This window comes from Pseudomonas sp. Sample_20 (genome assembly GCF_004307585.1).
Taxonomy (GTDB): Bacteria; Pseudomonadota; Gammaproteobacteria; order Pseudomonadales; family Pseudomonadaceae; genus Aquipseudomonas; species Aquipseudomonas atacamensis.
Genome location: NZ_RCOA01000123.1, coordinates 89,714 through 115,035, shown reverse-complemented (window position 1 = coordinate 115,035; position 25,322 = coordinate 89,714). Strand labels below are relative to the sequence as shown.

The window sequence follows — 25,322 nt, the reverse complement described above, 5'->3', positions numbered from 1 at the left end:
ACGGGTGCAGTTGATGATCGTTCCCACGCTCTGCGTGGGAATGCCTCAAGGGACGTTCCGCGTTCCAGCTCTGGGGGGACGCATAGCGTCCCGGGCTGCATTCCCACGCGGAGCGTGGGAACGATCAACGCGTAAGCAATGAAGATTCCTGTGGGAGCGAGCCTGCTCGCGAATGCGGTGGTCAGTCACTGAAGTGTCGACTGGCGGATTGCTTTCGCGAGCAGGCTCACTCTTACATGGGGGCGGGTCAAGGCTGGAACCATTCGTGGCGTTCGTTGAAGGTTTGCTGGATGAGGTCGGTGAGGGCTTGGATTTCGGGCGCGTTTCGTGAATCGGCGTTGATCGCCAGCCACGCGTGTAGCTGCATCGGTTCGGCGAATAATCCGGGCAGTGCGATGAGGCCACGATCGAATCTGCTCATGTATGCCGGCAGCAACCCGATGCACGCGCTGCAGCGAATCATCTCCAGCATCAATTCATAAGACTGCATCTGCACCACCCCAGCCAACCTCTCCTCCACCAACTCATTCCACGGCCGAAAGCTCTCAACCTGTCGATCATGCTGCCAGTGCACCAACATGAAATCAGCCAGATCATCCGGCGTTTCCGGTCGCGCTGTCACCCGCGAATAGCGCTTGGCAATGTGCGGCAGATATTCAATTCGCGCGAGGTATTGCGGTGCGCTGGTGGCGAAGGTGGGACCAAGGTTTGGAGCTTCGCCGGAGGCGAGCCAGAGGACAATGTCGGCGCTGACCGCACGCAAGGCCAGTTCGCTGTCGAGGGCGATGATTTCCAGGCGCAGGCTGGCGTTGCGCCGCAGCAGTGCGATGAGGTCGCGGCCGAGGATGTCGTGGAGGATGGATTCGGCGATGGCGAGGCGGATCAGCGGTTGTTCGATGACCGGGAGTTTGCGTTGGTGGGCCAGGGTGCTGAGTCGGGCCTGCAACTGTTGACCTTCGCGGGTCAGGCTGAGGGCGCTGCCCTGGAAGCTGAACAGGCTGTGTTGCAGTTGTTGTTCGAGTTGCGCGAGTTGTTTGCGCAGCAGCGTCGAGCGCACATTCAGGCTGCGCGCGGCTTGCATGAAGCAGCCGCAGCGGGCGCTGACGAGGAAGTATTGGGCGACTTCGCTGTCGATGGTCGCGGCCTGGAGCCAGGGTTCGGGGCTGGTTTGGGGCGTTTGGTAATCAGCGGGGCACGGGCGTCCTGCGGGTTCGGTGAATGACATTGATGACTCCCTGTCGATCTAATGTGGTTGCTCTGATACACCGGATTTCATTGTGGGAGCGAGCCTGCTCGCGAAAACGTTGGCACATTCAACATCTTCGCTGACTGACCCACCGCATTCGCGAGCAGGCTCGCTCCCACAGGGGTGAATGGCGTTCTGGCTAACGTCAGTGTTTTTCCTCCAGGACTTTGTTCAGTTCAGCGCCGTCGATGCTGAGGGTGGCGGTATTGAGCACGCCGTCCAGATAAGCCTGGGCGATCTGTTCCTGGCGTTGTGCGCGCAGGGCCTGGGTCAGTTGGTCGCGCAGTTCCTCCAGCGTCGCGGTGCGGGCCGGTTGTTGTTCGGTTAGTTTGATCACGTGGAAGCCGGCGGCACTTTGCACCGGATCAGACACGGCGCCCACCTTGAGCCGCGCCACGGCGCTGCGCACTTCCGGCACCAGTTGTTGCAACGGTTGCAGGCCGGTATCACCGCCCCGCTCTGCCGTGACGCGATCCTGCGAATATTGCGTAGCGAGCGCCGCAAAATCAGCCGGTGCTGACTGCGCCTTCTTGCTCAATTCAGCGGCTTGTTTGCGCACGGTTTCCAACGAAGCGGAATCACTGACAGCAAGGAAAATCTGACTGACCCGGTACAGCGCCGGCGTCTGCCAATTGGCCTTCCCCGCGTCGTACGCCTGCTGCAACTCGGCCGCGCTCGGATACTCCGCCGGCACCTGACTCACCGAGCGCAAATAATCACGGAACACGATCTGCTCAGTCGCTGCGCGAGTCTGCCGGGCGACGTCCGGACGCTGCGCCCACCCCTGCGCATCGGCCTGTTCCAGAACGGCTTTTTCCGCCAGTCGCGTACGAATCCAGCGTTCCAGCGCCTCACGGTTGCCGCGCAGCTGTTCGCGGGTTTGCGCCGGGACGGTGGCCAGCAGCGCCTGCAATTCCTCTGGCGAAACCTGCTGATTGCCCAACCGCGCGACCGCTGGCCCGGCTGCAACCGGCATCACCGGCGACGGCTGCTGAGCGGCGACCGGATCACTGCCCGGCCGCAGCACCAATGCCACGGCCACCACCAACAACGCCAGCGCTCCGGCGCCGATCACCATGGCAGGCTTTTTCACAGCGCGACTTCCTCTTGTTCGGCGATAGCTGATTTGGCGGTTTGCACACCAGTGGCCTGGCTGAAGTCGCGCAGGTAAACGATGAATTCCTGCAACAGGCGATCCCACAATTCCAGATTGCCGCGCAGGTGCTCGTTGCTCACGCCAGCAGCCACGACCACGTCCATCTCCATGACCAGAAACTCACCCTGCAACGACAACCGTGCAAAACGTCGAGTAGCATTCCACTGCTCTGCGACTCCCTCAGGCAACTCACCCTGCACGCGCAGCGCACAGCTGAAGGTGAAATCAACAAAGTTGCCCTGCTCCAGCGCCGCGTTGCCGAACCGCACGGCGTAGCCGATGCCCTGACTGGCGCTGAGCAACTGGACGATGCCGTTCTGTTCACTCTGGTTGACGCGGTAACCGGCGGCTTGCAGGACGTCGGTCAGCGATTGCGGGGAAACGTGGGTGATCAATTGAGTCATGGCTTTCTTCCTTGTTATCAGTGAGCGATCGCGGCTTGCGGCGCGTCGAATTGGGTTTTGTACAGCTCGTCGCCAAAGCCTTGGGCCAGTTCATCGAACTTGACCCGGGCACTGCCGGCGAATGGCTGGCGGATCTTCATCACTTCGGCGACGTCGATGTTTTCGTAGGCCGTGAGGATCTGTTTGGCGACGCCGTACATTTGCTGATTCTTGGCTGAACATTGCTGCACTTGTGTGTCACGTTCCGCCAGCTGCGCTTGCAGCTTCGCGCGTTCGGCTTCTTTGCCACGGGCGAGGACGAGCAACTCGTCGTAGGCTTTCTTGAACTTGCCAGTCTGCTCGGCACTGGCCGCGACTTGCGCCTGCGCCTGGCTGTGCAGGGCCTGCTGCTGCCCGGCCAGTTGCTCGGCGAGGCCTTTGGCTTTGGCCAGTTCGGCGGTCAGCTGCTTGATCTGCGCTTGGGCAGCCTTGGCTTCGTTCTGTGCCGCCAGTTGCGCGGCGCTGGCCTGGGCCTGCTGGCTTTGCAGGGCCTGCAATTGCTGGGTGGTGCTGCGCAATTGCGTGCGCAAGCGTTCTTCCATGCCTTCGCCGTTCGCCCCGGTGGCAATCAACAAACCCAGGCCCAGCGCGAGAAAACGCGTGTTCATAAAGCTCTCCCGGCGCCTTAGAAGCGCGTGTTGATCTCAAGCTGCAAGACGTCGATGTCGAACGGCGCGCCGTACACCGCTTCGGTGCTCATCCAGCGGCCCGTGGCGGAAACGTTCTTCGCCAGGCCGTAGTTGCCGCCCATGAAATAGCCCTTGGCGTTGGTGCCGCCGAGGTGGAACGACGAGTCGTTGAAGCCGTCCGGCAAGGCGTCCGGCTGGATGTACTTGTAGCCGGCGAACAGGTTCCAGTCGCCCTTGCGCTTGAGGTCCAGCGCGTTGCCGAGGGTGAACTGCACCATCCATGCATTGGCGCCGCTTTCGATCTCGCCGTTGCTGTCGAGGTTGTTGACGATCTGCCCGGCGGAACGCTTGCGCATGTCGCCTTCGTCGTAGCTGAGGTTGTGGATGTAGTTGCCCTGGCTGCGCAGTTTGAAGTCCTGCGGCAGGTCGGCATCCCAGACCACGTTGAGATCGAGCAGGTTGAACTCGGACGCAAGCCCGACGAATTGCGGCTGCGGCGTAGCGCTCGGGTTGAGCGGGTTCGGCGTGATGTCACGCAGTAGGAACACGCTGTTGCCCTTCTGCATGAACGCTGCGCGGGTGCCATCGCTGTCGCAGCCCGGCGCGCCGGCCCACGGTTCGCAGGGGCTGGAGCGCTGGCCTTGTATGTCGTCGAAGCGGTAATAGGCCAGCGCACCTTTGAGGCGGTTGTTGCTGTTGATCGCCCATTTCGCGCCGAGCTGCGCGCCGTACAGCCATTTGTTGTCGCTCTCTTCCTTGTCGAAACCGTTGCTGCTGGAGGTGTCGTTGGTGTAGTCCACCGGGAACGCGCCGACGGTGCCGAACACGCCCCAATCGCGGTTGAGCTTGTGATCGAAAATCGCCGCCACACCATCGAAATTCAGGTCGTTGGAATAGAGCATGTCGGTGGACATGAACGGGTTGGCGAAGCGCCCGCCGGTCAGGGTCAATTCGTCCATTGGCTTCCAGGTCAGGTAGCCCTGATCGAGCCAGATGTCCTTCTTGGCAAAGCCGCCGCCGAGGTTCTGCGTGGTCGATACCGGGTTGTTGTCCGAACCGGTGCCGATGCGAATGCCGGCGGTCCATTCCTCGGAGATCACCGCTTTCATGCCCAGGCGTGCGCGCAGGCGAAAGAGGTTTTCGCGGTCTTCGCGGGTGTTGAGCAACGGCGGCAGACTGGTGCTGCTGTTGGGATTTACGTCGTACGGGCCGTTGTTGTTGAGCTTGGCGAAGTCGACGATTTCGTTGCTGTTGTTGCCCGAGTAGTACCGCGACTCGTCTCGCAGGCGAATGTCACCGTCGAAGCTGATGCGCGAGGCCCAGTCCGGAAAGGTATTCGGCGCGGCCCAGTTTTCCTGTTTGGCGGTGGCCATGACCTCGGCTTTGACCTGATCGCGGATCTGGTCACGCACCGCTGCCGGCACGTACTGCACGCGCACATCGCCCGGCGCGGCGACCGGTCCGGCCGCGACTGCGGTGGACGCTGCGGCCTGTTTGGCCTGCGCCGCTTCGTTCTGCGCCTGGGCGATCAGCGCGTCGGCCTTGTCCTGCTTGAGAATGCCCTGCTCGACCAGCAAGCGGATCAGATTGATCGTGGCGTTCTCCGACGGCGCAGGCGCTGCCACGGCCTGACCGACCAGGGTCGCAATGACCATGCCGACCGCCAGGGACAATCGATTCACGTTGGAAATCATTTGCACACAACTCCTTTTGCCGAAGCTTGAATAAGTGAATTAACCCGGACGCCGCCCTTGCAGGGACAGGCGCACGGGCAAAGTGATGGAGGCCGGAGGCCGTTCGCTGAGGGCTGGCGCACCGCGTAAAGCGGCCAGCACCTGGGTATCGATTTGCGGGTTGCCGCTGGACTTGATCAGCTCGACACGGGTGATCTCGCCGACGCTGCTCAGCCAGACGTCGGCCTGTAGCGAGAACGCGAGGTTGCGCAGGTCGGGGTTCTCGCGCAGCAAACGCTGGAAGGTGAACGCGAGAAACTGGCTGTACGTGCCCGTGCCCAAACGCCCGCCGCCAGCACCGGCCATGCCGCCGCCCTTGCCCGCGCCGATGTTGAAAGCGTCGCTGCCGGACTGCGCGTCGCCGTCCATTTGCATCGGGTTGGCCAGATCGTCCGCCGGCGATGGCGGCGCCTCTTCTTCAGGCTTGACCTCCTCCGGCTCCGGCGTTGGCTCGGGCTCGACGACTTTTTCTTCCACCGGCGTTTCCGGCTCTGGCGGTTTCTCCGGCGGCGGTGGTGGCGGTGGCGGCAATGGAATGATCGTCGGCACTTTCGGCGCTTCGCGGCGCACGCCAGCCATGTCGTTGGCCCACTGCCAGAGGAACCACGCGGCGAGCGCGGCGACCAGCAGTCCGGCGCCCCACTTCACATAGCGCAACGGCGACTTTTTCACGGGCGGCGGTTCGATCGGGAGTTGTGCGGTCATGACTCAGCCCTGACTCGGTTTGCCGGTAACGAGACCGACCTGGGACAGTTCGAGCCGACGCAGCAGGTCGAGCACTTCGATGACTTTCTGGTACTGCACCGTCGCATCGCCGCGCACGATCACCGGGAAATCCGGGCTCTGCGCTTTCTCGATGCGCAGGCGCTCTTCCAACTCGGCCAAAGTGACCGGATAGGCATCGAGGAACACCTGGCCGCCGTCGTTGACCGAGATCGCCTTGGTCTTGGCTTCCGACAGCGACACCGACGCGCTGGCCTTGGGCAGGTTGATCTGGATCCCGGAGACCTGCGCCGTGGCGGTGAGGATGAACATCACCAGCACCACCATCAGCACATCGACCAGTGGGGTGATGTTGATGCTGTCGACGGCGGCATCGTCATCATCGTCGTGGGAGGCATTTACGGACGCCATGTCAATGCTCCTCAGGCCGGTACGGAGTGGTTGGCGTGATGGCCGCGCTGGTGCGACGCCTCACTGAACTGGCTCTCGCCATGCATCTCCGCCAGACGAGTGATGAACTCGTCGACGAACACGCGCATGTCGGCGCTGACTTCCTTGTTGCGGGTGATCAGGCGGTTGTAGCCAAACAGCGCGGGGATCGCGACGAACAGCCCCATGGCCGTGGCCAACAGCGCGGCGGCCATACCGGGAGCGATGGCGTTGATGTTGACGTCGCCGGCCATTGCCGTGCCGAGGAACACCACCATGATCCCCAGCACCGTACCGAGCAGGCCGATGTACGGGCCGCCGGCGATGGCGTTGGACAGGGTCGAGAGTTTCGAACTCAGCTGCTGGTTTTCGCGGGTACGCACACCGTCCATGGAGCAGCGGATGGCTTCGATGGTTGCCGCTGAAACCGAGGAGGTATCGGCGCCCTGCTCGCGACGGGTACGGATCTCTTTGACCGCCACCAGATACAGGCGCCACAGCGACGAATGCTGCAGACGCTGAGCCAGTTGCGCATCGTCGGCGAACATTTCCAGACGCGTGCCGACCTTGGCGAATTGCACGCGGAAGTCTTCGTTGGCAGCGGTGACGCGGCTGAGGCTGCGGTTCTTGCGCAGCATGATGATCCACGACTGGAACATCATCAGCACCAGCACGGCGATGATCACCCAGGCGTCGACTGGCACCGCGTTGAGCAGGAAGCCGAGGCTGCCGAAGCCAAAGCCGGATTGTTCTTCATCGACGCCGTAAGCCACCAGTTTCGACTCGGCGCCTTGCGAGGTGGCATCGGCCAGCAACAACGCGGCCGGACGGGCGACTTTCGACAGGCGCAGCTCATCAATAGCGCCAGCGAATGGCTGGAACGCGCCTTCCTGCAGATCGGCGCCGATGGCCATGACCGAGTTGAACGCCGGCATCGCCTGGGCCAACGCAGCACTTTCGCGACCGTTGATATACAGGGTGACTTTCGAGCCCTCGGCGGTCAGCGCAACGTGTTGCCATTGCGAAGGAGCCAGTGCTTGCGTGGCGGCAGCGCGCTGGCCGTCGATTTCCACGAACGGCAGGCCTTGGCTGACGCCGATCAGCAGACTTTGCGTGCCTTCGCGACGCGCCAGTATCACTTGTTCGCCGCTGGCCTGATCCAGACGCAGCCAGGCACTGAAGGTGAACGCGCTGCCGGCGTTGTGTTGCAGCGACGGACTGGCCGGCAGCAACAACGGCTGGCCGCTGAACTGCAAGGCGCGCCCGACGACGCCATCGATCGCTGTGCCGGTCGCGCTTTGCGCGGTGTTGCCGTACGCCGTGGTGTCTTTCGCCGGGGTGCCGGTGGCGCCGTCGAAGTGATACAGCGCGGTGTAATTCGGATCGAAAGTGAGTTGGCCGTTGCCAGTGGCCGGGGCTTTCTGGTTGCCGTAGTACATCCAGATGTCCTGACGCTGACCACCCTCGACATTCGGCACATCGACCCAGATCAGCGCCATCCCCATCAGCGCATCGAAACTTTCGATCTGGTGGTTGAGCACGGTTTTGTCATCCGCCGCGACGAAACGCAGATCGGAGCCATCCTCTTTCACGCCGTCGAAGGTGAAGTTGCCGGTGTGCAGGCGCACCAGCAGTGCGGTGCGGCCGAGGGCCTGATTGATCGCCGCGCCTTGTGGCGTGGTGTCGACGGCAATCTGTTTGCGGTAATGCCAGTCGTCCTGCCACCAGGCCTGAGCCGTGGCCGGGAGCACGAAGCCCAGGCAGATCAACAACGAAAGGAAGAGGCGTTGCATGGACGTGCTCCGTTAGAAAGTGGCTTGGAGGTTGAAGTGCAGGCGCGATTCCTGCTTTGAGGTGTTCGGCCCTTCGAGTAGCGGGTAGCCCCAGTCGAGGCTGCCGGACAGCCATTTACTCAGGCTGGCGCGGGTGCCGAGGCCGACGCTGGCCAGGGCGTAATTGGCGTCCTGATCCGGCAGTTCGTCGCGCAGGTAAAGTTGCGCACCCTCGGCGAAGGCGTAGAAGCGCCAGTCCTGCATCCACGTGCCGGCAAATTTCGCCAGCGACGGTGTGCGCAATTCCTGGCTGAGCAAATAGCCGTCATCGGCGGTGCGCTCTGCCGCGAGATAGCCGCGCACGGAGGTGGCGCCACCGGCGGAGAATTGTTCGTTGGAAACCAGCGGCCCCGAGGCGAGTTGGAATGCGGCTTTGCTTGCGCTCTGCCAGTCGTTGTCAAAGGTCCAGGTGTAGTTGGTGTCGCCCTTGAGCACGGCGAAACTCGGTTTGGCGCGATAGCGTTTGTAGTCGAAGTCTTCGTCGTCGCTGCCATAGCCGAACACGCTGCGGGTGGCGGCAACCAGACTCAGGCCGAGGCCGAGCTGGCTCTTTTCGCTATAGCGAAAGCCGTTGTAAGCGAAGGTGAACGGTGCGTATTTGAGCGGCACCTTGTCGCTTTCGCCGGACAGGCTCAGACGCTCGTCGAAGTCCTTGAAGTCGATCCCGGCCGACAACGAGTTCGACCAATTGCCGCTCGAGGGCAATGTGTAAATCGCCGCGACGCCGTAGCTGTGACCCTTGCCGAGCACGTTGCTGCCGCCGATGGTGGCGACGTTGCTGTCGGACTGGTAACCGGAGAACTGCACGCTCCAGCGCTCGCTCAGCGGCGCGGTGTAGGACCCGGACCAGACCTTGGCGTTGTCGGTTTCCTGCGGCGCGGTGAAGAACGTCAGGTTGACGCTGTGACCGAGTTGCCAGAGGTTGTTGTAACCGAGGCTGGTAACGCTGCGCAGCTTTTCGGTGTCGGCACTGTAGTCGTTATTGAGGCCGACGCTGGCCGTCCACGGGTTCTGGTCTTCGACCTGCAAGTCGACATCCATGGTGCCGGGGCGCTGACCCTCGCGCACCAAAGGCATGACCTGGCGACCGGGGGTCTTGTTGAGCTGCGCGAGTTCGCCCTGGACTTTGGCAAAGTCCGGCACCTCGCCTTCTTTCAGCGCCGGGACGTTGTCGCGGATGTCCAGCGGCGAATAGTGTTTGGCGCCGACCACGCGCACCCGGCCGACCTTGGTTTCGCTGACTTGCAGATAGACGATGCCATCGGCCACGGCCTGCTCGGGCAGCTCGACAAACACCGATTGATAGCCGCGTTCCTGATAGGCCTTCTGCAACGCATCGCGGGCGCCTTCGATGTCGCTCAAGGCTTTCTGCGGGCCGAGAAACGGGTACACCGCTTCTTCGATCGCGCGGGCATCGAGCACGGTATTGCCGCGCACGAAGTATTCGTTGACGTCGACCAGTCGCTGCGCGGCGGGCGCTTCTGTGCCCTCCTCGGCCAGCGCCGGCTGCGCGCCCGCCGTCACCAGCAGCCAGCCCCACAGCGCCAGCCGTGACGTGAAAATCCGTTCCACATTACCCCCTGAAATTCGCGATGACCTGTGGGCGTTAGCGCCCGGTGTGCTGCGTCAATTGCTGATCGTTGTGGCGCAGGCGTGCTTGCCCAGCCAGGTGTGCAACAGCGCAAAGTTCAGCGAGAACTCGGGCATTTGCAGCAGGGCACCGCAGAACACTTCGCCGATGATTTTCTGAATCAGCAGCACCGCGCGCGGCTCGTTGAGCAGCGTGGCGATGTCACGGCTGAGGGCGGTGAAACTCCAGACTTTCTGGTTCAGGCCGAGGCCGACGAACCAGCGGAACAGCAGGTTGTAGTTCAGCTGTTCATAGAGCTGCTGTTCGCTGGGCACCGAATACAGCAATTGCAGGAGCAGGATGTGCATCACCGTCTGCGCGGGAATGAGCATGCCGGGTGCGGCATTGAGGTCGTGCAGCAGGTCCTGGTGGGCGTCGAGCAGATCGTCGATCTGCGGGCGCAGCAACACCAGCGAATGGCCCGGCGGAATGTAGCTGGACACTTCTTTCAAAGCACCCTGCCAGTCCTCCTGCGAGACGATCCAGACCCACGGCGCGCCGTAGCGATACACCGAAACCGGCTTCTTGCGCGCCGCTTCGACGATCTTCGACAGGCGTTGATCGAGCTCCTGCATGCCCACTTTCGAATAGCGTTCCATAGTCCCCATTGCCTCACTCCCGGCGTCCCGCCCCGACTCGCAAAGTGCGCCCCGAAAGGCCCCTCAAGCGCGTTACACAGGCATGACCGGACTGGCAAAGGGCTACCGAACTTTTGTCATAAAAGCTTCATTACCGAAGACAGACTGACTGATTTAAACGATCGACCGTGGGAGCGAGCCTGCTCGCGAAAGCGCTGTGTCAGGCAATGAGGATGTTGGATGTGCCGCCGCCTTCGCGAGCAGGCTCGCTCCCACAGGGTGGACTGCGGTTGCACGGGTGCGTGACATTCGCGTGACATTCACAGGGTTAAATCCCGGCCCGTTCAGGCGTATAACCTTCACAAGACTTTCAATCGGCACGCCGACTTCAACACAGGGTAGTGACATGACCACAGCAAAAATCCTTGGCAACCTGTTCCCTTCGGTCAGCGACATCCCGGAAAAATATCGCCTCGACGCTCAGGTCGAGCAGCGTGAATATCTGGTCGATGGTCAATTGCGCCGCTGGGACGGCCCCCTCGCGCAGGTGCGCAGTCCGGTTTATCTGAAAAGCGAAAACGGCGAAGAACAGGTGATCCTCGGCAGCACGCCGCTGCTGGATGCCGACACCGCCCTCACCGCCCTCGACGCTGCCGTTCGCGCTTACGACAGAGGTCAGGGCCTGTGGCCGACCATGCGCGTGGCCGAGCGCATCCAGCACGTCGAAGCATTCCTCGGCCGCATGCGCGAGCAGCGCGAGGCCGTGGTCAAGCTGCTGATGTGGGAGATCGGCAAGAACCTCAAGGACTCGGAAAAAGAGTTCGATCGCACCTGCGATTACATCGTCGACACCATCAATGCCCTGAAAGAACTCGACCGCCGTTCCAGCCGCTTTGAGCTGGAGCAGGACACCCTCGGCCAGATCCGCCGCGTGCCGCTCGGCGTCGCCTTGTGCATGGGGCCTTACAACTACCCGCTGAACGAAACCTTCACCACGCTGATTCCGGCACTGATCATGGGCAATACCGTGGTGTTCAAACCGGCCAAGCTCGGCGTGCTGCTGATTCGGCCTTTGCTCGAAGCCTTCCGCGACAGCTTCCCGAGCGGCGTGATCAACGTCATCTACGGCAGCGGCCGCGAGACCGTCAGCGCTCTGATGGCCAGCGGCAAGATCGACATCTTCGCCTTCATCGGCACCAACAAGGCCGCCAGTGACCTGAAGAAGCTGCACCCGAAACCACACCGTTTGCGCGCGGCTCTGGGTCTGGACGCCAAGAACCCGGGTATCGTCCTGCCCGAAGTCGATCTCGACAACGCCGTCAGCGAAGCGGTCACCGGTTCGCTGTCGTTCAACGGTCAGCGCTGCACCGCACTGAAAATTCTTTTCGTGCATGAAGACGTGGTCGACAGCTTCATCGAGAAATTCAACGCCAGACTGGCCACGCTGAAACCGGGCATGCCGTGGGACAGCGGCGTGGCGCTGACGCCGCTGCCGGAGTCGGGCAAGGTCGATTATCTGCACGGTCTGGTCGCGGATGCGCAAAGCAAAGGCGCACAGGTGGTCAACCCGAATGGTGGCGAGTCCCACGCCTCGTTCTTCTACCCGGCAGTGCTCTATCCGGTGAACCCGCAGATGCGCGTGTATCAGGAAGAACAGTTCGGCCCGGTCGTGCCCATCGTGCCGTACCGCCACCTCGATACCGTGATCGACTACGTGCTGGAATCCGATTTCGGCCAGCAGTTGAGCATCTTCGGCACCAACCCGGTGGCGGTCGGCCGGCTGGTCGACACTTTCGCCAACCAGGTCGGGCGGATCAACCTCAACGCCCAGTGCCAGCGCGGCCCGGACACTTACCCGTTCAACGGTCGCAAAAACTCCGCCGAAGGCACGCTGTCGGTTCACGATGCCTTGCGGGTGTTTTCGATCCGCACGCTGGTGGCGACCAAATTCCAGGAGAGCAACAAGGACCTGATCAGCGAGATCATTCGCGGGCGGGATTCGAGTTTCCTGACCACCGATTACATCTTTTGACGGATGATCGGCAGGATTGAACGATCCTGCCGATCCGTCAGCCCCCCGGCGATTCAGTGACTACACTCAGCCCAGCATTGCTGAATGCCCGGGAGGCTGACCATGCTCGATTACTTCGCGTTGGGTCTGTTGGTTTTTGTCGGTCTCGTGCTGTTTTACGGGATCATCGTGCTGCATGACATTCCGTACGAGATCGCCGTCCACCGCAACCACCCGCATCAGGACGCGATCCATGCCACGGGCTGGGTCAGCCTGTTTACCCTGCATGCGCTGTGGCCGTTTCTGTGGATCTGGGCGATGGCCTATCGCGAGGATCGCGGTTGGGGTTTCGGCGATGGCAAACCCATTCAGAATCACGTCAATCAACTGGAGCAGCAGGTCGTCGAGCTGCAAGCCCGGATCGAGCGGCTCGAAGCGCAGTCGCCGGTTGCGCCGCAATCTGACAGCCGGGGGATCTGAGCATGGATCTGTTGCTCATCCTCACGTACGCCGCACTCTGCGTCGCCATTTTCAAGATCTTCCGCATTCCGCTGAACAAATGGACGGTGCCCACCGCTGTGCTGGGGGGCGTGCTGATCATCGGCGCGCTGATTTTCACCATGAACTACAACCATCCCTATTCCGAGGTGGCGCGCTCCTACTTTGTCTCGGTGCCGGTCATTCCGATCATCAGTGGCCAGGTGATCGACGTGCCGGTAAAGGGCAACGAACCCCTGGAAAAAGGCGACGTGCTGTTCCGCATCGATCCCACGCCTTTCCAGAACCGCTTGAAATCGCTGAAGGCGCAACTGGTTGCAGCCAAAGGCGACCGCTACCGCATCACCGAACTGATCCGCCGCAACTTCGGCACCCAGCGTGAACTGGATGCAGCCATTGCCCGCACCGACGATCTGCAGGCGCAACTGGACAATGCGCAGTTCGAGCTGGACAACACCGTGGTTCGAGCGCCGAGCAAAGGCTTCGTCACCCACGTTTCGCTGCGCCCGGGGATGATGGCGAGCAAGCTGCCGCTGCGCCCGTCGATGGTGTTTATTCCGCAGGAAGGTCAGTACTTCGCCGCCTGGATGCGTCAGAACAGCCTGCTGCGTCTGACCGTGGGCGACGAGGCCGAAGTCGCCTTCGACGGCATTCCCGGCAAGGTCTTCGCCGGTCGGGTGAAAAGTGTGATCGGGGTGATCGCCGAGGGCCAGGTGCAACCTTCCGGTACCCTGATCAGTTACACCGGCTCGCCACCGGCCGGACGGGTGCCAGTGATCATCGAGATAACCGATCCGGCGTTCGCCGAATACAGCGCGCTCATGCCAGGCGGCGCGTATGGACAAGCGGCGCTGTACAGCAAGCACTTTCAACACATCGGCGCGATGCGCAAAATCCTGCTGCGCATGTCCGCCTGGATGAATTACATTTTCCCCTTCCATTGATTTGACTGACTCACGAGGTTCGCACTGACTACTTACAGCACCCACCGCCTGCCACCGCTGTTGCGCCGTATCCTGCGTCCGCTGCTGGACCCGTATCGGCGCTACCGTCACGCCCGCCTGATCCATTCCGTGCGGGTGGCCTTGGGGTTGCTGGCGACGATTCTGCTGACCACTGGCATCAATCTGCCCCACGGCGAATGGGCATCGGTGACCATGCTGGTAGTCATCGGCGGTTTGCAGCACCACGGCAACATCGGCAAAAAAGCCGCCGAGCGCGCTATCGGCACCCTGATCGGCGCGGGGGTCGGATTGGCCCTAGTGGCGCAGCACGCCTGGCTGGGCATGCCGTGGCTGACCTATTTTTCCATGGCCGTGGTCTGTGGGTTTTTCTCTTATCACGCGATCGGCAAGGGCGGCTACACCGCTCTGCTCTCGGCGATCACCGTGTTCATCGTTGCCGGGCATGGCGACAACCCGATCACCGATGGTCTGTGGCGCGGCGTCGACATCCTGATCGGCATCGCCCTCGCCCTGGCGTTTTCCTTCGCCCTGCCGCTGTACGCGGTCTACTCGTGGCGTTACAACCTCGCCGACGCCTTGCGCGACTGCGCCACAGTGTACGGGCGCATCATCAACGGTGAAGCGGTCAGCGCCGACGAGCATGTGCGGCTGATGAGCAAAGTCGGCGCGGTGATGGTGCAATTGCGCTCGCTGATGCCGTCGGTGTCCAAGGAAGTGAAAATCTCCATGACCGAGCTCGACGCGATTCAGCGCAACCTGCGCATGTGCATCAGTACGCTGGAAATTCTCGGCAATATCCGTCCCAACGCAAGCGACCCGCAGGCCACGGCACATCTGCAAACGGCACTGAAGGCTGAGCACCGGCAGATTCGTGTGCAGCTGATCGGCATGGCTCGCGCGTTGAAAACCGGGGCCTCGCAACGGCTGGAGCGACCGATGGAGCTGCCAGCAGCGGACCTTGATGCGCCAGTCGCCAATACGCTCGACGGCTACCGGATGCTGACCCGGCAACTGGCGGCCAATATCAGCGAGATGCGCCAGCGCTTGGCAGCAACCGCACCGCGCTGGAACATCTGATCCTTATTGTGCCGCCAGCCGCCGGGCTTTCCAGCCCCAACCTTGTTGCATGCCGGCGGCCGCCAGCAGGATCGCTGCGACGCCTATCCATTGCAGCAATTGGAGGCGATGGCCGAAGGCGAACCAGTCAACGAAAATTGCCGCGATCGGATAGATAAAGGACAGCGCGCCGGTCAATGCCGTCGGCAATTTTTGAATCGCGCCGTACAGCAAGACGTACATCAGACCGGTGTGCACGATCCCGAGAGTCAGCAGACTGGCCCAGGCATCGACGCCTTGCGGCAACGCATCGAAATGCGCAAAAGGCGCGAGCAACAGCACCCCGGTGCAGACTTGAATCAGCGCGATCAGGTGCGGCGGCGTGCCGGTCAGGCGCTTGATGATCAGTGCCGCGATCGCATACAGAAACGCCGCGCCCAACGCCAGGGCAATCCCCATCAAGTAATCGTTACCCTCCTCGCCTTGCGTGCCATGGGCGCTGACGATCGCCAGCATGCCCATGAACGAAATCGCCAGCCAGAACAGCTTCTGCAGGGTAATTTTCTCGCCGAGGAACAACGCCGCCAGGCCGACCAGCATGAATGGCTGCACGTTATAGACTGCGGTGCCGATGGCAATCGAGGCGCGGGAATAGGATGCGAACAGCAGCACCCAATTGCCGACAATCGCCATGCCACTGAGCACCGCCAGCAGAAACGTTGTGCGAGTCAGCATTCCCGGACGCAGGAAGCCAAAAGCGGCGCAGACCAAGAGCAAGGTGCCGGCGCCGAACACGCAGCGCCAGAACACCACGTCGAGCACCGGTTGCCCGGACACCAGCACAAACCAGCCGATCGTCCCGGATATCAGCATGGCGGCGGTCATTTCCAGCGAGCCGCGGCGGATTGCGTTGTCCATCATCTTCTCCTGAGGCTGTGAGCGAAGCATGGCAAAAGTATGCCAAGCGCACCTCGCGCTGCTCCAGCGCATAAAGCAGGCTAAACTTGGTTTTCGCCTTTTTTATCGAGGGTGATTTGCGCCCTTCGCCTAATCCGGAGTTTGAATGTGACTGACGATATCGATCAGATCCTTATCAGCGCGCTGATGGAAGACTCGCGGCGCTCGCTCAAAGCGCTGGCGCAGATCAGCGGCCTGTCATCGCCTAGCGTGGCAGAGCGGTTGCGGCGCCTGGAAGAGCGCGGCGTGCTCAAGGGCTACACGGTGGAGATCGATCCGAAATGCTTCGGCTATCAGTTGCAGGCGATCGTCCGTGTGCGGCCGCTGCCAGGGCAATTGCAGGAGGTTGAGCGGCAGATCATGTCGATTCCGGAGTTCACCGAGTGCGACAAGGTCACCGGTGACGACTGTTTTATCGCCCGCCTGCACGTGCGCTCGATGGAGCAGCTCGATACCCTGCTAGACCGACTGAATACGTTGGCCGAAACCAACACCGCGATCGTCAAGAAGACCCCGGTCAAGCGACGCCTGCCACCGATGGCGTAGGTGTCTTTTACCAGTGATCAGGGTAGATTGGGGTTTTTCGCGGCTAAGGAATGGCGCTATGAAAATTCAGGCAATACTGCTCGCGGCCCTGCTGCTCGGCGGTTGTGGCACGATTCAAACGGTGGCGCGCGACGACCAGGCTGCCATTGACGGGCTCAAGCAGCAGAAAAGCTATTGCGGCGCGGTACCGAGAATCTACAGCGGCCTCGCTTATGACTTCTGCACGCTGAACGCTCCGCTGGCCTCAGGCATCGATCCCGATGATCACCGCAACGCGGCCATTCCGGTGGTGCTGGTGGACGCCGTGGTGTCCGGCGCGCTCGATACTTTGCTGCTGCCCTACACGATCTACCGTCAGCAAGTGGACGGCAGCATCGTCATCAACTGAGCAGACACTTTTCTCCAGACGATAAAAAACCCGCCGAAGCGGGTTTTTTATTGCAGCCATTACGATCAGTCGTCGCGGCTCATGATGCCGAACAGTTGCAGCAGGCTGACGAACAGGTTGTAGATCGATACATACAGGCTGATGGTCGCCATGATGTAGTTGCGCTCGCCGCCGTGGATGATCGCGCTGGTCTGGAACAGAATGCAGACCGACGAGAACAGCACGAAGCCGGCGCTGATCGCCAGTTGCAGGCCGCTGATCTGGAAGAAGAAGCTCGCCAGCGTAGCGCCCAGCAGGACAAAGAAACCGGCGGTGATGAAGCCACCGAGGAAGCTCATGTCCTTGCGGGTGATCAGCACGTAGGCCGACAGACCACCGAACACCAGCGCGGTCATGGCGAACGCCGAGCTGACCACTTCAGCGCCGCCCTGCATGCCCAGGTAACGGTTGAGGATCGGGCCGAGCAGGAAACCCATGAAACCGGTCAACGCAAAGGCGGACACCAGGCCCCACGCGGAATCACGGAGTTTGTTGGTGAGGAAGAACAGCCCGTAGAAGCCGATCAGCACCACGAAAATGTTCGGGTAGCCGACACGCATCTGCTGGGCTACGAAGGCCATCACACCGCTGAATGCGAGGGTCAGAGCCAAGAGACCATAAGTGTTGCGCAGGACGCGGCTAACCTCTAGCTGCTCAGCCTGCACGCTGTTATTAACTGCGTAATCCTGTTCGCGCATGGCGACACTCCTGTTGGTTTGAAACGTTCAGTCGCAAAGATCATAACAGACGCTCTGTAACAAGCCATGCAGAGAGTTTGACAGTGTGTTTCATTCAGGTATTATGGCGCCCGCAACGCAAACGGAGGTGTGGCCGAGTGGTTTAAGGCAACGGTCTTGAAAACCGTCGACTGTAACAGGTCCATGAGTTCGAATCCCATCGCCTCCGCCATCTTATGTACGACAAAGCCCTGATTATTCAGGGCTTTGTCGTTTCTGCGAGACATGTTTGCACAGCAGCGTTTGCGCATCTGTTGAGTCATTTCACAGCAGTGCCTCGTACACCTGAGGCGCTGCTGTCCAGATAGCCAATGTGTACTCGCTCAGCCAAGCGACTCAAAGACAGCCTCCGCACGCTGTTGCACCGGCGCCTGAGGTCTGAGCATTTGCTGCCAGGCGAGCTGCGCCTGGACCTTGGCCACCGAATCGAGCACTTTCTGCGCCCAGCGATCATCCTCGGGATGCACCACGACCACCCGGAAGCCATGATCCTTGCCTTCAATCTGCACGCCCTCCGAATCATCGACATGCAAGTCGATATCGAACGCTGGCGGATACTTGGAAGGCGCATTCGACATCCCGTGCGCCGTCAGGGCACGGTTGTGCAGCACGCTGTTGACCACGCCATCGACGCGGATACCGTACAGCGCCAACCAGCGCCTGATATAGGACGGCGTGCGCCCGGATGAGGTGTAGACCCAGACACTGCAATCCTGGCGACGCAGCTCTCGGATCAGCGATCGTGTGCCCATCCGCAACGGTTCACCCAGCCAACGATGAATACAGGCCGGTAGTCGACTGGTCTCGACTGCGCAGTGATGAAGCTGGCAAGCGAGCGTGTCATCGATATCGAACGAAATCCGTATGCGCTGACGTTCGAACAACTGCGGCAAAGCGCAGCGGATAGCCTGCCCTGCCCGGCTGCCGAAGGTTCTCAATCTGGCAAATGCTGGAGCCCAGCTCATCAATTACTACCCTGCGAGAGAGGCAAAGGCTTGCCTTTGAGAAAGAACTTCATTGGATCAGGCGCCTGTTCTTCCAGGAATGCTGCATATTTTTTCTTGATCTTGGGCAATTCGTACAACGCCTTGACGCCATGCTTGGCGGAGTTGCGGATGACCGAAGACGGGTTGAAATAGCCCTCGGCATTTTCCAGGGTCAACACGAATGGAGGCAGCCCTGCCCGCATGAGCAGGTAGCTGACAATCAGCGAGCCACTGCGGTTGTTGCCTTCGATAAACAGCTGCGGCTTGCTCAGAATGCGCACATAGACACCCGCTGCACGCTTCCAGACTGACTCACTGCGATAAGCGCAATACCAGTTGTACAAGTCCTTGATGCCTCCCTCAACATTGTTGAAGAAGTGCGCCTCGGTAGCTGCCAGATGCTGGGCGTATTCGAGCCGGCGCGCCGGATCCCGGCCACAAAGCACTGTGGCATTGATCTCCAGCATCAGGTTCAGTTGCTGCAGATCGAACAGGTCGACGCCGCGGGCAACATATTCGTCAACCAACGCATAGCCTTCAAGCACATTGTTCAGGACTTCGTCAGTGAACGGGTCTCGGGGCTCGGTGAAGTGCCGGCTGAGCTCGGCGAAACGACTCTGCACATTACGCAGTGCGCGTTCAATCGCAGGCAAATCAAGGCGATGCGTGGCAGGCATTGGAGCTCCTTGGAAACGCTTGGTAAATGTCCACCGATGCCCGCCAAATCCATTTGGCTTGTGCAGGTAGGCGGCCGTGACCGGTGGCAAGGCTCAGCTGAACTTGCCGCTGATGTAATCGCCGGTCATCTGTTCACGCGGGTTGTCGAAGATCTGCGCGGTCGGGCCCATCTCGACCAGATAACCGGTGCGTGTGCCCTGGGAAATATCCACCGAGAAAAACGCCGTGGTGTCAGCAACACGGATGGCTTGCTGCATGTTGTGAGTCACCAGTGCGATGGTGTAGTCCTTCTTCAACTCGACCATCAGTTCTTCAACGCGTCGGGTGGCGATCGGGTCCAGTGCCGAACAAGGCTCATCCAGCAGCAGGACTTCCGGCTCAGTGGCGATCGCCCGGGCGATACACAGGCGTTGTTGCTGGCCACCGGAGAGCGACAGGCCGCTGACCTTGAGCTTGTCCTTGACTTCGTCCCACAGCGCGGCGCCTTGCAGCGCATGCTTGACGCGGTCGCCGATATCGCCCTTGTAGCGGTTGAGGCGAAGACCAAACGCGACGTTGTCGAAGATGCTCATCGAGAACGGGTTAGGCTGTTGAAACACCATGCCGATGTAGCGGCGCACGACCACCGGATCGACGCCCTTGCCGTAGACGTCCTGCCCGAGGAAATGCACATGGCCCTCGAAACGAAAGCCCTTCACCAGATCGTTCATGCGGTTGAGGCTGCGCAGCACGGTGCTTTTGCCGCAGCCTGAGGGACCGATGAATCCGGTGATCTTGTTTTTCTCGATGGGCACGTGGCTGTCACGTACTGCCATGAAGTTGCCGTAGAAAATCTTGTCCAGTTTGCAGTCCATGACTACAGGCGCCTGGGTGACAAAAGGAGCGGCAATTTGCGCAGTGGATACGTTCAAAATCAGATGCTCCCGTTCTTAATACTTGGGCTTGCCGAAGATCCGGCTGATGATGTTCACGAACAGCACGATCATCACCAGCACCAACGAGGCCGCCCATGCGAGCTCGAGCTGGTTATCGAAAGGCATGCCGGAGAAGTTGTAGATCAGCACCGCCAATGAGGCAGTCGGATTCATGACATCGAGATTGCCCTGGTGGTAGATCCAGTAGTTGCTGAACAGCGCGGTAAACAACAAGGGGGCCGTCTCGCCTGCGGCACGCGCCACGGCGAGCATCACGCCAGTCAGGATCGCCGGCATGCCGGTCGGCAAGATGATCTTCCAGATGACCTGCGAGCGAGTGCAGCCCATGCCATAAGCAGCATCTTTCATGATCTTGGGCACCATCCGCATCGATTCTTCTGCGGTCAGCGCCACGATAGGCAGCATCAGGACGGCGAGCGCCACGCCACCTGCCGGTGCCGAATACGTGCCGGTGGTCATCACTACCAAGGCGTAGGCAAATACACCTGCCAGGATTGATGGCAGGCCCGTAAGCATCTTGGCGGCAAAACGTGCGGCGTTCCCCAGCTTGCTGTCCGGCCCCAGCTCAGCCAGAAAAATGGCCGCCATGATCCCGACCGGCACCGCGATCGCTGCCGCGATACCGACCATCACAAAGGTACCCGCCATCGCGTTGCCGAAACCGCCGCCCATCTCGAAGCCGGTCGGCGGCAGTTCGGTGAAGACTTCCAGGTTCAGACGCGCGCCACCACGGGTGATCAGCATGTAGAGCACGGAAATCAGCGGCACGCTGGCCAGCAAAGCACCTGCCCAGACCAGGGTGGTCAGGATCAGGCTGCGCAGCGCGCGGCCTTCGAACCTGCGTTGCAAGCTGGGCATCGCACCGGTTGGCGCCGTCAGGTCTGTTGCTGCGGTCAGATCAGTCATCACTTGTTACCCCGTTGGGCGTACATCATGATCATCGAGCCGAAAATGTTCACGATCAGCGTAATCAACATCAGCACGAGCGCGGCATACATCAACACCTCGATCTCGTTCGGCCCGGCTTCGGGGAAGTTCAGCGCCAGCAGAGCGGCAAGCGTGTTGGCCGGTGCAAACAACGAAAGGGAAATGTTGTTGGCATTGCCGACCAGCATGGCCAGCGCCATCGTTTCACCCAGCGCGCGCCCCAGGCCCAGCACCAGCGAGCCGAAAATGCCGGTGGCAGCCGAAGGCACCATCACCTTGAGAATCGCTTCCCAATGGGTTGTGCCCATGCCGTACGCGGCCTGTTTGGTTTTCATCGGCACAGCCGTCAGCGCGTCCTGCGAAACGGCGGCAATGGTCGGCAGAATCATGATGGCGAGCACCAGCGCTGCGGGCAGCAGGCCCGGACCGCTCAGGGACGTGCCGAAAAAGGGTATCCAGCCCAGCTCGCTGTTCAACCAGGTCGTCAGCGGCCGAATCGCCGGGATCACCACATAGATCCCCCACAGGCCATAGACCACGCTGGGGATGGCCGCGAGCAGTTCGACGATGGTGCGAAACAGCGCAGCGAGCTTGGTCGGCAGGAAATCCTGGGTCAGGAAGATCGCCATGCTCACACCAAAAACACCGGCGATCAGCAACGCGATGAACGCGCTGTAGAGCGTGCCCCAGATGGCTGGCAGAATGCCGTATTTGCCTTGGTTGACGTCCCATACGCTGCCCAGAAGCACATCGAAGCCGTGCTTCTCCATACCGGGAAGTGCCTTGCGTCCGACTTCGAACACCAGTGCAAATACCAGCGCCAGAATCAGTACCACACCGATGCGCGCCAGCGCGCGGAAGGTGCGATCAACCAGGAAATCCTTCGTCGAAGGTGGCTGGCAGGCAGAGTCGGGATTAACCGGTACGACAAAAGGTTTGTTCATGGGCTAAGTCCGGAACAGGGGGAAAACTCTCACGGCGTGGCGCAGACGCACACGCCGTGAGAGACCTCACGGCGTTACTGAATGTTGGCGGACGCTTTGCGAACCTGTTCGACGACCGATTGCGGCAACGGGATGTAACCCATCGAATCGGCAATCTTCTGCCCCTCGGTCAGGCTGTATTCGACCATTTCACGCATGGCCTTGGCCTTGGCCGGGTTGCCATTGTCCTTGCGGAAAATCATCCAGGTATAAGAGGTGATCGGATAGGACTTGGCACCGTCCGGATCAGGCAGCCAGGCCACCAGGTTTTCCGGCATCTTCACCGCCGCCAGGGCCTCGGCACCGCTTTCGGCGTTTGGCACGACGTAATTGCCAGCCTTGTTCTGCAACTGGGCAAAGTCGACCTTGGCCAGCTTGGCGAAGCCATATTCGATGTAACCAATCGCACCAGGGGTCTGGCGTACGGTAGCGGTTACGCCATCGTTTTTTGGCGATTTGATGAACTTGTCACTGGCCGGCCAGTTGACGGTGTTGCCCTCACCCAACGCCTGCTTGAACTCGGCGTTGACGGTTGCCAGGTGCTTGGTGAATACCGCGGTCGTACCGCTGGAATCTGCACGCACGACAACGGTGATCGGCGTATCGGAGAGTTTCAGGTCCGGGTTGGCTGCGACGATCTGCGGATCGTTCCAGCGCGTGATCTTGCCCAGGAAAATGTTGGAATAGACGTCGCGTGGCAGCTTCAGACCCTTGGGATTGCCCGGCAGGTTATAGGCCAGCACGATTTCACCGGCGGTCATTGGCAGCAACTGCACGCCTTCGGCGACCTTGGCGATATCTTCGTCTTTCATTGCCGAGTCACTGGCAGCGAAATCCACGGTTTTGTTCAAGAAGTCCTGTACGCCCGCGCCACTGCCCTTGGATTGGTAATCGACAGTGACGCCATCGGATTTCTTGCTGAAATCCTTGAACCAGGTCAGATAGATCGGCGCCGGGAAACTTGCTCCGGACCCCGTCAGGCGAACATTTTCTGCTGCAAAGGAGGCCGAGGTGGCACAAAGAGATACCGCAATGGCGAGCGCAGCAGACTTCATCAAACTTTTCATTAAATGACACCTAGTGATTACGGGCTCCCGAACTCTGCAGCAGTTTTGTGACGATTTCATGAAAGCAAAGTGGCAAGCGTTACCCTCATGGTCCGCAGCAGCGCCTATGGATGTAATCGGCTTCCGGGTTTCGAAAAATCGAATCTTCCTGTGCCGGGCTTGTCACTACCCCCTGATCCCGAGCAGTCACGTGCCAGGTTCACATTGCAAAAACGCTACTTTTCCCCAGCCTTTATGGCCCTCAACCGGAAATGGCGTTAGCATTTCACTCATTCGGCTGAACAAGCCTGTTTATTCAGATCAGGGTCGCATTGTGGAAAAGCTAAAACGCCTTCAAAGCGGGATCGAAGGGCTCGACGCGCTGCTTCAGGGGGGCTTTGTCGCCGGCGCTTCATACATCATTCAAGGGCGCCCGGGCTCCGGCAAGACCATCCTTGCCAACCAGCTAGGGTTTCACCATGCCCGCAACGGCGGCCGTGTGCTGGTCGCCACGTTGCTGGCCGAGTCCCACGACCGCCTGTTCCAGTTCCTGTCGACCATGAGTTTTTTCGACGCTTCGCGAGTCGGCGCGGAAATTCAGTTTGTCAGCGCATTCGATACGCTGGAAAACGAAGGCCTCGATGAAGTCGTGAAGCTGCTGCGACGTGAAATCACTCGGCAGAAGGCGACCGTCATGGTCGTCGATGGCCTGCTTAATGCACGCTCCAAAGCCGACTCGCCGATCGACACGAAAAAATTCATTTCCGAACTGCAAGGCCATGCCGCATTTGCCGGTTGCACCGTGCTGTTCCTGACCAGCTCGCGCCTGGACGACGGCAGCCCCGAGCACACGATGGTCGACGGCGTCATCGAAATGGGTGAAGAGCTGTTCGGTACCCGTTCGGTGCGCCGCATTCATTTGCGCAAGACTCGCGGCAGCGGCGCGTTGACCGGTCTTCACGAATGCGAAATCACCGATAACGGCCTGGTCGTCTATCCGCGCCTCGAAAGTCTCTACAAGCGCCCTTCCGCCCCTGACAGCGCGGACATGACGCGCATCCCCAGCGGCATTGCTTCACTGGATGACATCCTCGGTGGTGGCTTGCACAGCTCCAGCGTGACGCTGGTCATGGGGCCTTCCGGGATCGGCAAGACCACGCTGGGTCTGAAGTTTCTCGCGCAATCTACGGCCGAAGCGCCTGGCCTGCATTTCGGTTTCTATGAAAGCCCGCAGCGCCTGCGCCTGAAAGGCCGTTCGCTGGGCATCGATATTGAACACATGGAACACAGCGGCGCATTGAGCATTGCCTGGCAGCCAACAACGGAGGGTTTGCTCGATGGCCTCGGCGCACGCCTGCTGAGCCTGGTCGATGAGAGAGGCATCAAGCGCCTGTTCATCGATAGCCTGAGCGGCATGACACGGGTGTCAACCACACCGGAACGCATCACCGACTTTTTCAGTGCACTGATGAACGAACTGCGGTCCAGAGGCGTGACGGTCTTTGCCTCCTGGGAAATGCGCGATTTGTTCGGCTCCGAGGTCAGCGCACCGAACTCTGACCTGTCCAGTATTGTCGACAACCTGATCCTCATGCGGTTCTTTGAAAATCACGCTGAACTTCGCAGGACGCTTTCCATTCTCAAGATACGCGATAGCTCCTACAACCCGTCGCGGTTCGAGGTGGTTGTACGCGATCAAGATGTGTTCCTGGAAAAGGCTTTGAAAAATGAACCTTCAGTCGCAGCTGAGTCATTGCCTGGTTCAATTTCGTAAGTCTTCAAGCGGGTTGAAATAACATGACCACCATTCTGGTAGTCGACGACGAGTATCTGATTGCTGACATTCTTGGCTTTGCGCTTGAGGATGAGGGCTTCATGACTGTGACCGCGAGCAACGGCAAGAAAGCGCTCGAAGTGCTGGAAAGAGAACGTCCGGCGCTGGTTATTACCGACTTCATGATGCCAGTCATGGACGGCCTCGAATTCGCCGAAGCCGTGCGTGCCCAGCCGTCCGTCAAACACTTGCCGATCATTCTCATGAGTGGCGCGCAAGCGCACATCGGCATGCAGCGTTCGGATCTGTTTGATGTGGTGGTGCCCAAGCCGTTTGATATTGCGGTGATTGTGGCTGAGGTAAAGAGGCTGTTGGCGACGGAGTAGTCCGTCGCTGA

General features: G+C 60.5%; 26 protein-coding genes and 1 tRNA gene. 9 read left to right on the top strand and 18 right to left on the bottom strand.

The annotated features are described in order from the left end of the window. Window positions 1–247: 247 nt before the first annotated feature. The 10 genes from D8U70_RS24625 to D8U70_RS24575 form a co-directional block, all read right to left on the bottom strand. On the bottom strand, window positions 248–1,225 hold the full coding sequence (locus D8U70_RS24625; protein WP_130929963.1) for a LysR family transcriptional regulator: 978 nt from the start codon (window positions 1,223–1,225) through the stop codon (window positions 248–250). 166 nt (window positions 1,226–1,391) lie between these two features. After that, window positions 1,392–2,339, bottom strand: a complete 948-nt coding sequence (locus D8U70_RS24615; protein WP_130929962.1) for a peptidylprolyl isomerase — start codon at window positions 2,337–2,339, stop codon at window positions 1,392–1,394. Further along, window positions 2,336–2,806 carry a YbjN domain-containing protein gene (locus D8U70_RS24610; protein WP_130929961.1) on the bottom strand — a complete coding sequence of 157 codons (471 nt, stop codon included), beginning with the start codon at window positions 2,804–2,806 and terminating at the stop codon, window positions 2,336–2,338. Before D8U70_RS24610 ends, D8U70_RS24615 begins: the two co-directional genes overlap by 4 nt. A gap of 17 nt (window positions 2,807–2,823) precedes the next feature. Beyond that, window positions 2,824–3,453, bottom strand: a complete 630-nt coding sequence (locus tag D8U70_RS24605) for a DNA repair protein (protein ID WP_130929960.1) — start codon at window positions 3,451–3,453, stop codon at window positions 2,824–2,826. Window positions 3,454–3,470: 17 nt separating this feature from the next. Next, window positions 3,471–5,168, bottom strand: coding sequence for a putative porin (locus D8U70_RS24600; RefSeq protein ID WP_024012852.1), 1,698 nt, complete (start codon window positions 5,166–5,168; stop codon window positions 3,471–3,473). Between the two features lie 39 nt (window positions 5,169–5,207). After that, entirely contained in the window at window positions 5,208–5,912 is a 705-nt protein-coding gene (locus tag D8U70_RS24595) for an energy transducer TonB (protein WP_130929959.1), read from the bottom strand. Between the two features lie 3 nt (window positions 5,913–5,915). Beyond that, on the bottom strand, window positions 5,916–6,341 hold the full coding sequence (locus D8U70_RS24590; protein ID WP_003201710.1) for a biopolymer transporter ExbD: 426 nt from the start codon (window positions 6,339–6,341) through the stop codon (window positions 5,916–5,918). Between the two features lie 11 nt (window positions 6,342–6,352). After that, window positions 6,353–8,152 (bottom strand): MotA/TolQ/ExbB proton channel family protein, encoded by a 1,800-nt coding sequence (locus D8U70_RS24585; protein WP_130929958.1) that lies wholly within the window; start codon window positions 8,150–8,152, stop codon window positions 6,353–6,355. Between the two features lie 12 nt (window positions 8,153–8,164). Continuing rightward, entirely contained in the window at window positions 8,165–9,763 is a 1,599-nt protein-coding gene (locus D8U70_RS24580) for a ShlB/FhaC/HecB family hemolysin secretion/activation protein (RefSeq protein WP_071172333.1), read from the bottom strand. Window positions 9,764–9,817: 54 nt separating this feature from the next. After that, complete coding sequence (locus D8U70_RS24575; RefSeq protein WP_073474621.1) at window positions 9,818–10,429, bottom strand: transposase; 612 nt, start codon at window positions 10,427–10,429, stop codon at window positions 9,818–9,820. 376 nt (window positions 10,430–10,805) lie between these two features. Here D8U70_RS24575 and D8U70_RS24565 point away from each other — a divergent pair, with 376 nt between their 5' ends. The 4 genes from D8U70_RS24565 to D8U70_RS24550 all read left to right on the top strand — a co-directional run bounded on the left by D8U70_RS24565 (window position 10,806) and on the right by D8U70_RS24550 (window position 14,950). Further along, window positions 10,806–12,431, top strand: a complete 1,626-nt coding sequence (locus D8U70_RS24565) for an NADP-dependent glyceraldehyde-3-phosphate dehydrogenase (protein ID WP_130929957.1) — start codon at window positions 10,806–10,808, stop codon at window positions 12,429–12,431. A gap of 102 nt (window positions 12,432–12,533) precedes the next feature. After that, window positions 12,534–12,890, top strand: coding sequence for a DUF3302 domain-containing protein (locus tag D8U70_RS24560; protein ID WP_016774599.1), 357 nt, complete (start codon window positions 12,534–12,536; stop codon window positions 12,888–12,890). Between the two features lie 2 nt (window positions 12,891–12,892). Next, the gene (locus D8U70_RS24555) at window positions 12,893–13,852 is read left to right on the top strand and encodes an HlyD family secretion protein (protein ID WP_095179894.1); all 960 of its coding nucleotides are present in this window, start codon (window positions 12,893–12,895) and stop codon (window positions 13,850–13,852) included. Window positions 13,853–13,909: 57 nt separating this feature from the next. Beyond that, entirely contained in the window at window positions 13,910–14,950 is a 1,041-nt protein-coding gene (locus tag D8U70_RS24550) for an FUSC family protein (protein WP_038861649.1), read from the top strand. A gap of 3 nt (window positions 14,951–14,953) precedes the next feature. On the opposite strand, the gene D8U70_RS24545 is transcribed toward D8U70_RS24550, so the two are convergent. Next, the gene (locus D8U70_RS24545) at window positions 14,954–15,847 is read right to left on the bottom strand and encodes a DMT family transporter (RefSeq protein ID WP_130929956.1); all 894 of its coding nucleotides are present in this window, start codon (window positions 15,845–15,847) and stop codon (window positions 14,954–14,956) included. Window positions 15,848–15,994: 147 nt separating this feature from the next. Between D8U70_RS24545 and D8U70_RS24540 the strand changes: the two genes are divergently transcribed. Together D8U70_RS24540 and D8U70_RS24535 are read left to right on the top strand one after the other, a co-directional pair. Then, the gene (locus D8U70_RS24540) at window positions 15,995–16,432 is read left to right on the top strand and encodes an Lrp/AsnC family transcriptional regulator (RefSeq protein ID WP_056785725.1); all 438 of its coding nucleotides are present in this window, start codon (window positions 15,995–15,997) and stop codon (window positions 16,430–16,432) included. Between the two features lie 58 nt (window positions 16,433–16,490). After that, window positions 16,491–16,820, top strand: a complete 330-nt coding sequence (locus D8U70_RS24535; protein ID WP_024012842.1) for a YceK/YidQ family lipoprotein — start codon at window positions 16,491–16,493, stop codon at window positions 16,818–16,820. 65 nt (window positions 16,821–16,885) lie between these two features. Here the strand turns inward: D8U70_RS24535 and D8U70_RS24530 are convergent, their stop codons facing one another. Next, window positions 16,886–17,557 (bottom strand): Bax inhibitor-1/YccA family protein, encoded by a 672-nt coding sequence (locus D8U70_RS24530; RefSeq protein WP_008006561.1) that lies wholly within the window; start codon window positions 17,555–17,557, stop codon window positions 16,886–16,888. Window positions 17,558–17,680: 123 nt separating this feature from the next. Between D8U70_RS24530 and D8U70_RS24525 the strand changes: the two genes are divergently transcribed. Beyond that, window positions 17,681–17,768: transfer RNA gene (locus tag D8U70_RS24525), tRNA-Ser, on the top strand. Between the two features lie 151 nt (window positions 17,769–17,919). Here D8U70_RS24525 and D8U70_RS24520 read toward each other — a convergent pair. The 6 genes from D8U70_RS24520 to pstS all read right to left on the bottom strand — a co-directional run bounded on the left by D8U70_RS24520 (window position 17,920) and on the right by pstS (window position 23,172). After that, entirely contained in the window at window positions 17,920–18,561 is a 642-nt protein-coding gene (locus D8U70_RS24520; RefSeq protein WP_241664690.1) for a hypothetical protein, read from the bottom strand. Then, window positions 18,561–19,259, bottom strand: coding sequence for a hypothetical protein (locus D8U70_RS24515; protein ID WP_073474629.1), 699 nt, complete (start codon window positions 19,257–19,259; stop codon window positions 18,561–18,563). The genes D8U70_RS24520 and D8U70_RS24515 overlap by 1 nt, the downstream gene beginning before the upstream one ends. Window positions 19,260–19,352: 93 nt before the next feature. Next, entirely contained in the window at window positions 19,353–20,114 is a 762-nt protein-coding gene (gene pstB / locus D8U70_RS24510) for a phosphate ABC transporter ATP-binding protein PstB (protein ID WP_016774591.1), read from the bottom strand. A gap of 75 nt (window positions 20,115–20,189) precedes the next feature. Then, a complete protein-coding gene (gene pstA, locus D8U70_RS24505; protein WP_130929955.1) occupies window positions 20,190–21,101 on the bottom strand; it encodes a phosphate ABC transporter permease PstA in 912 nt (303 codons plus the stop codon). Further along, on the bottom strand, window positions 21,101–22,066 hold the full coding sequence (gene pstC / locus D8U70_RS24500; protein ID WP_024012838.1) for a phosphate ABC transporter permease subunit PstC: 966 nt from the start codon (window positions 22,064–22,066) through the stop codon (window positions 21,101–21,103). Before pstC ends, pstA begins: the two co-directional genes overlap by 1 nt. 74 nt (window positions 22,067–22,140) lie before the next feature. Beyond that, window positions 22,141–23,172: a phosphate ABC transporter substrate-binding protein PstS gene (pstS, locus tag D8U70_RS24495; protein ID WP_051600442.1), complete on the bottom strand. Its 1,032-nt coding sequence runs from the start codon at window positions 23,170–23,172 to the stop codon at window positions 22,141–22,143. A 313-nt stretch (window positions 23,173–23,485) separates the two neighbouring features. Here pstS and D8U70_RS24490 point away from each other — a divergent pair, with 313 nt between their 5' ends. Continuing rightward, window positions 23,486–24,925 carry an ATPase domain-containing protein gene (locus tag D8U70_RS24490; protein WP_130929967.1) on the top strand — a complete coding sequence of 480 codons (1,440 nt, stop codon included), beginning with the start codon at window positions 23,486–23,488 and terminating at the stop codon, window positions 24,923–24,925. 23 nt (window positions 24,926–24,948) lie between these two features. Beyond that, entirely contained in the window at window positions 24,949–25,311 is a 363-nt protein-coding gene (locus tag D8U70_RS24485) for a response regulator (RefSeq protein WP_122746352.1), read from the top strand. Window positions 25,312–25,322: the final 11 nt, after the last annotated feature.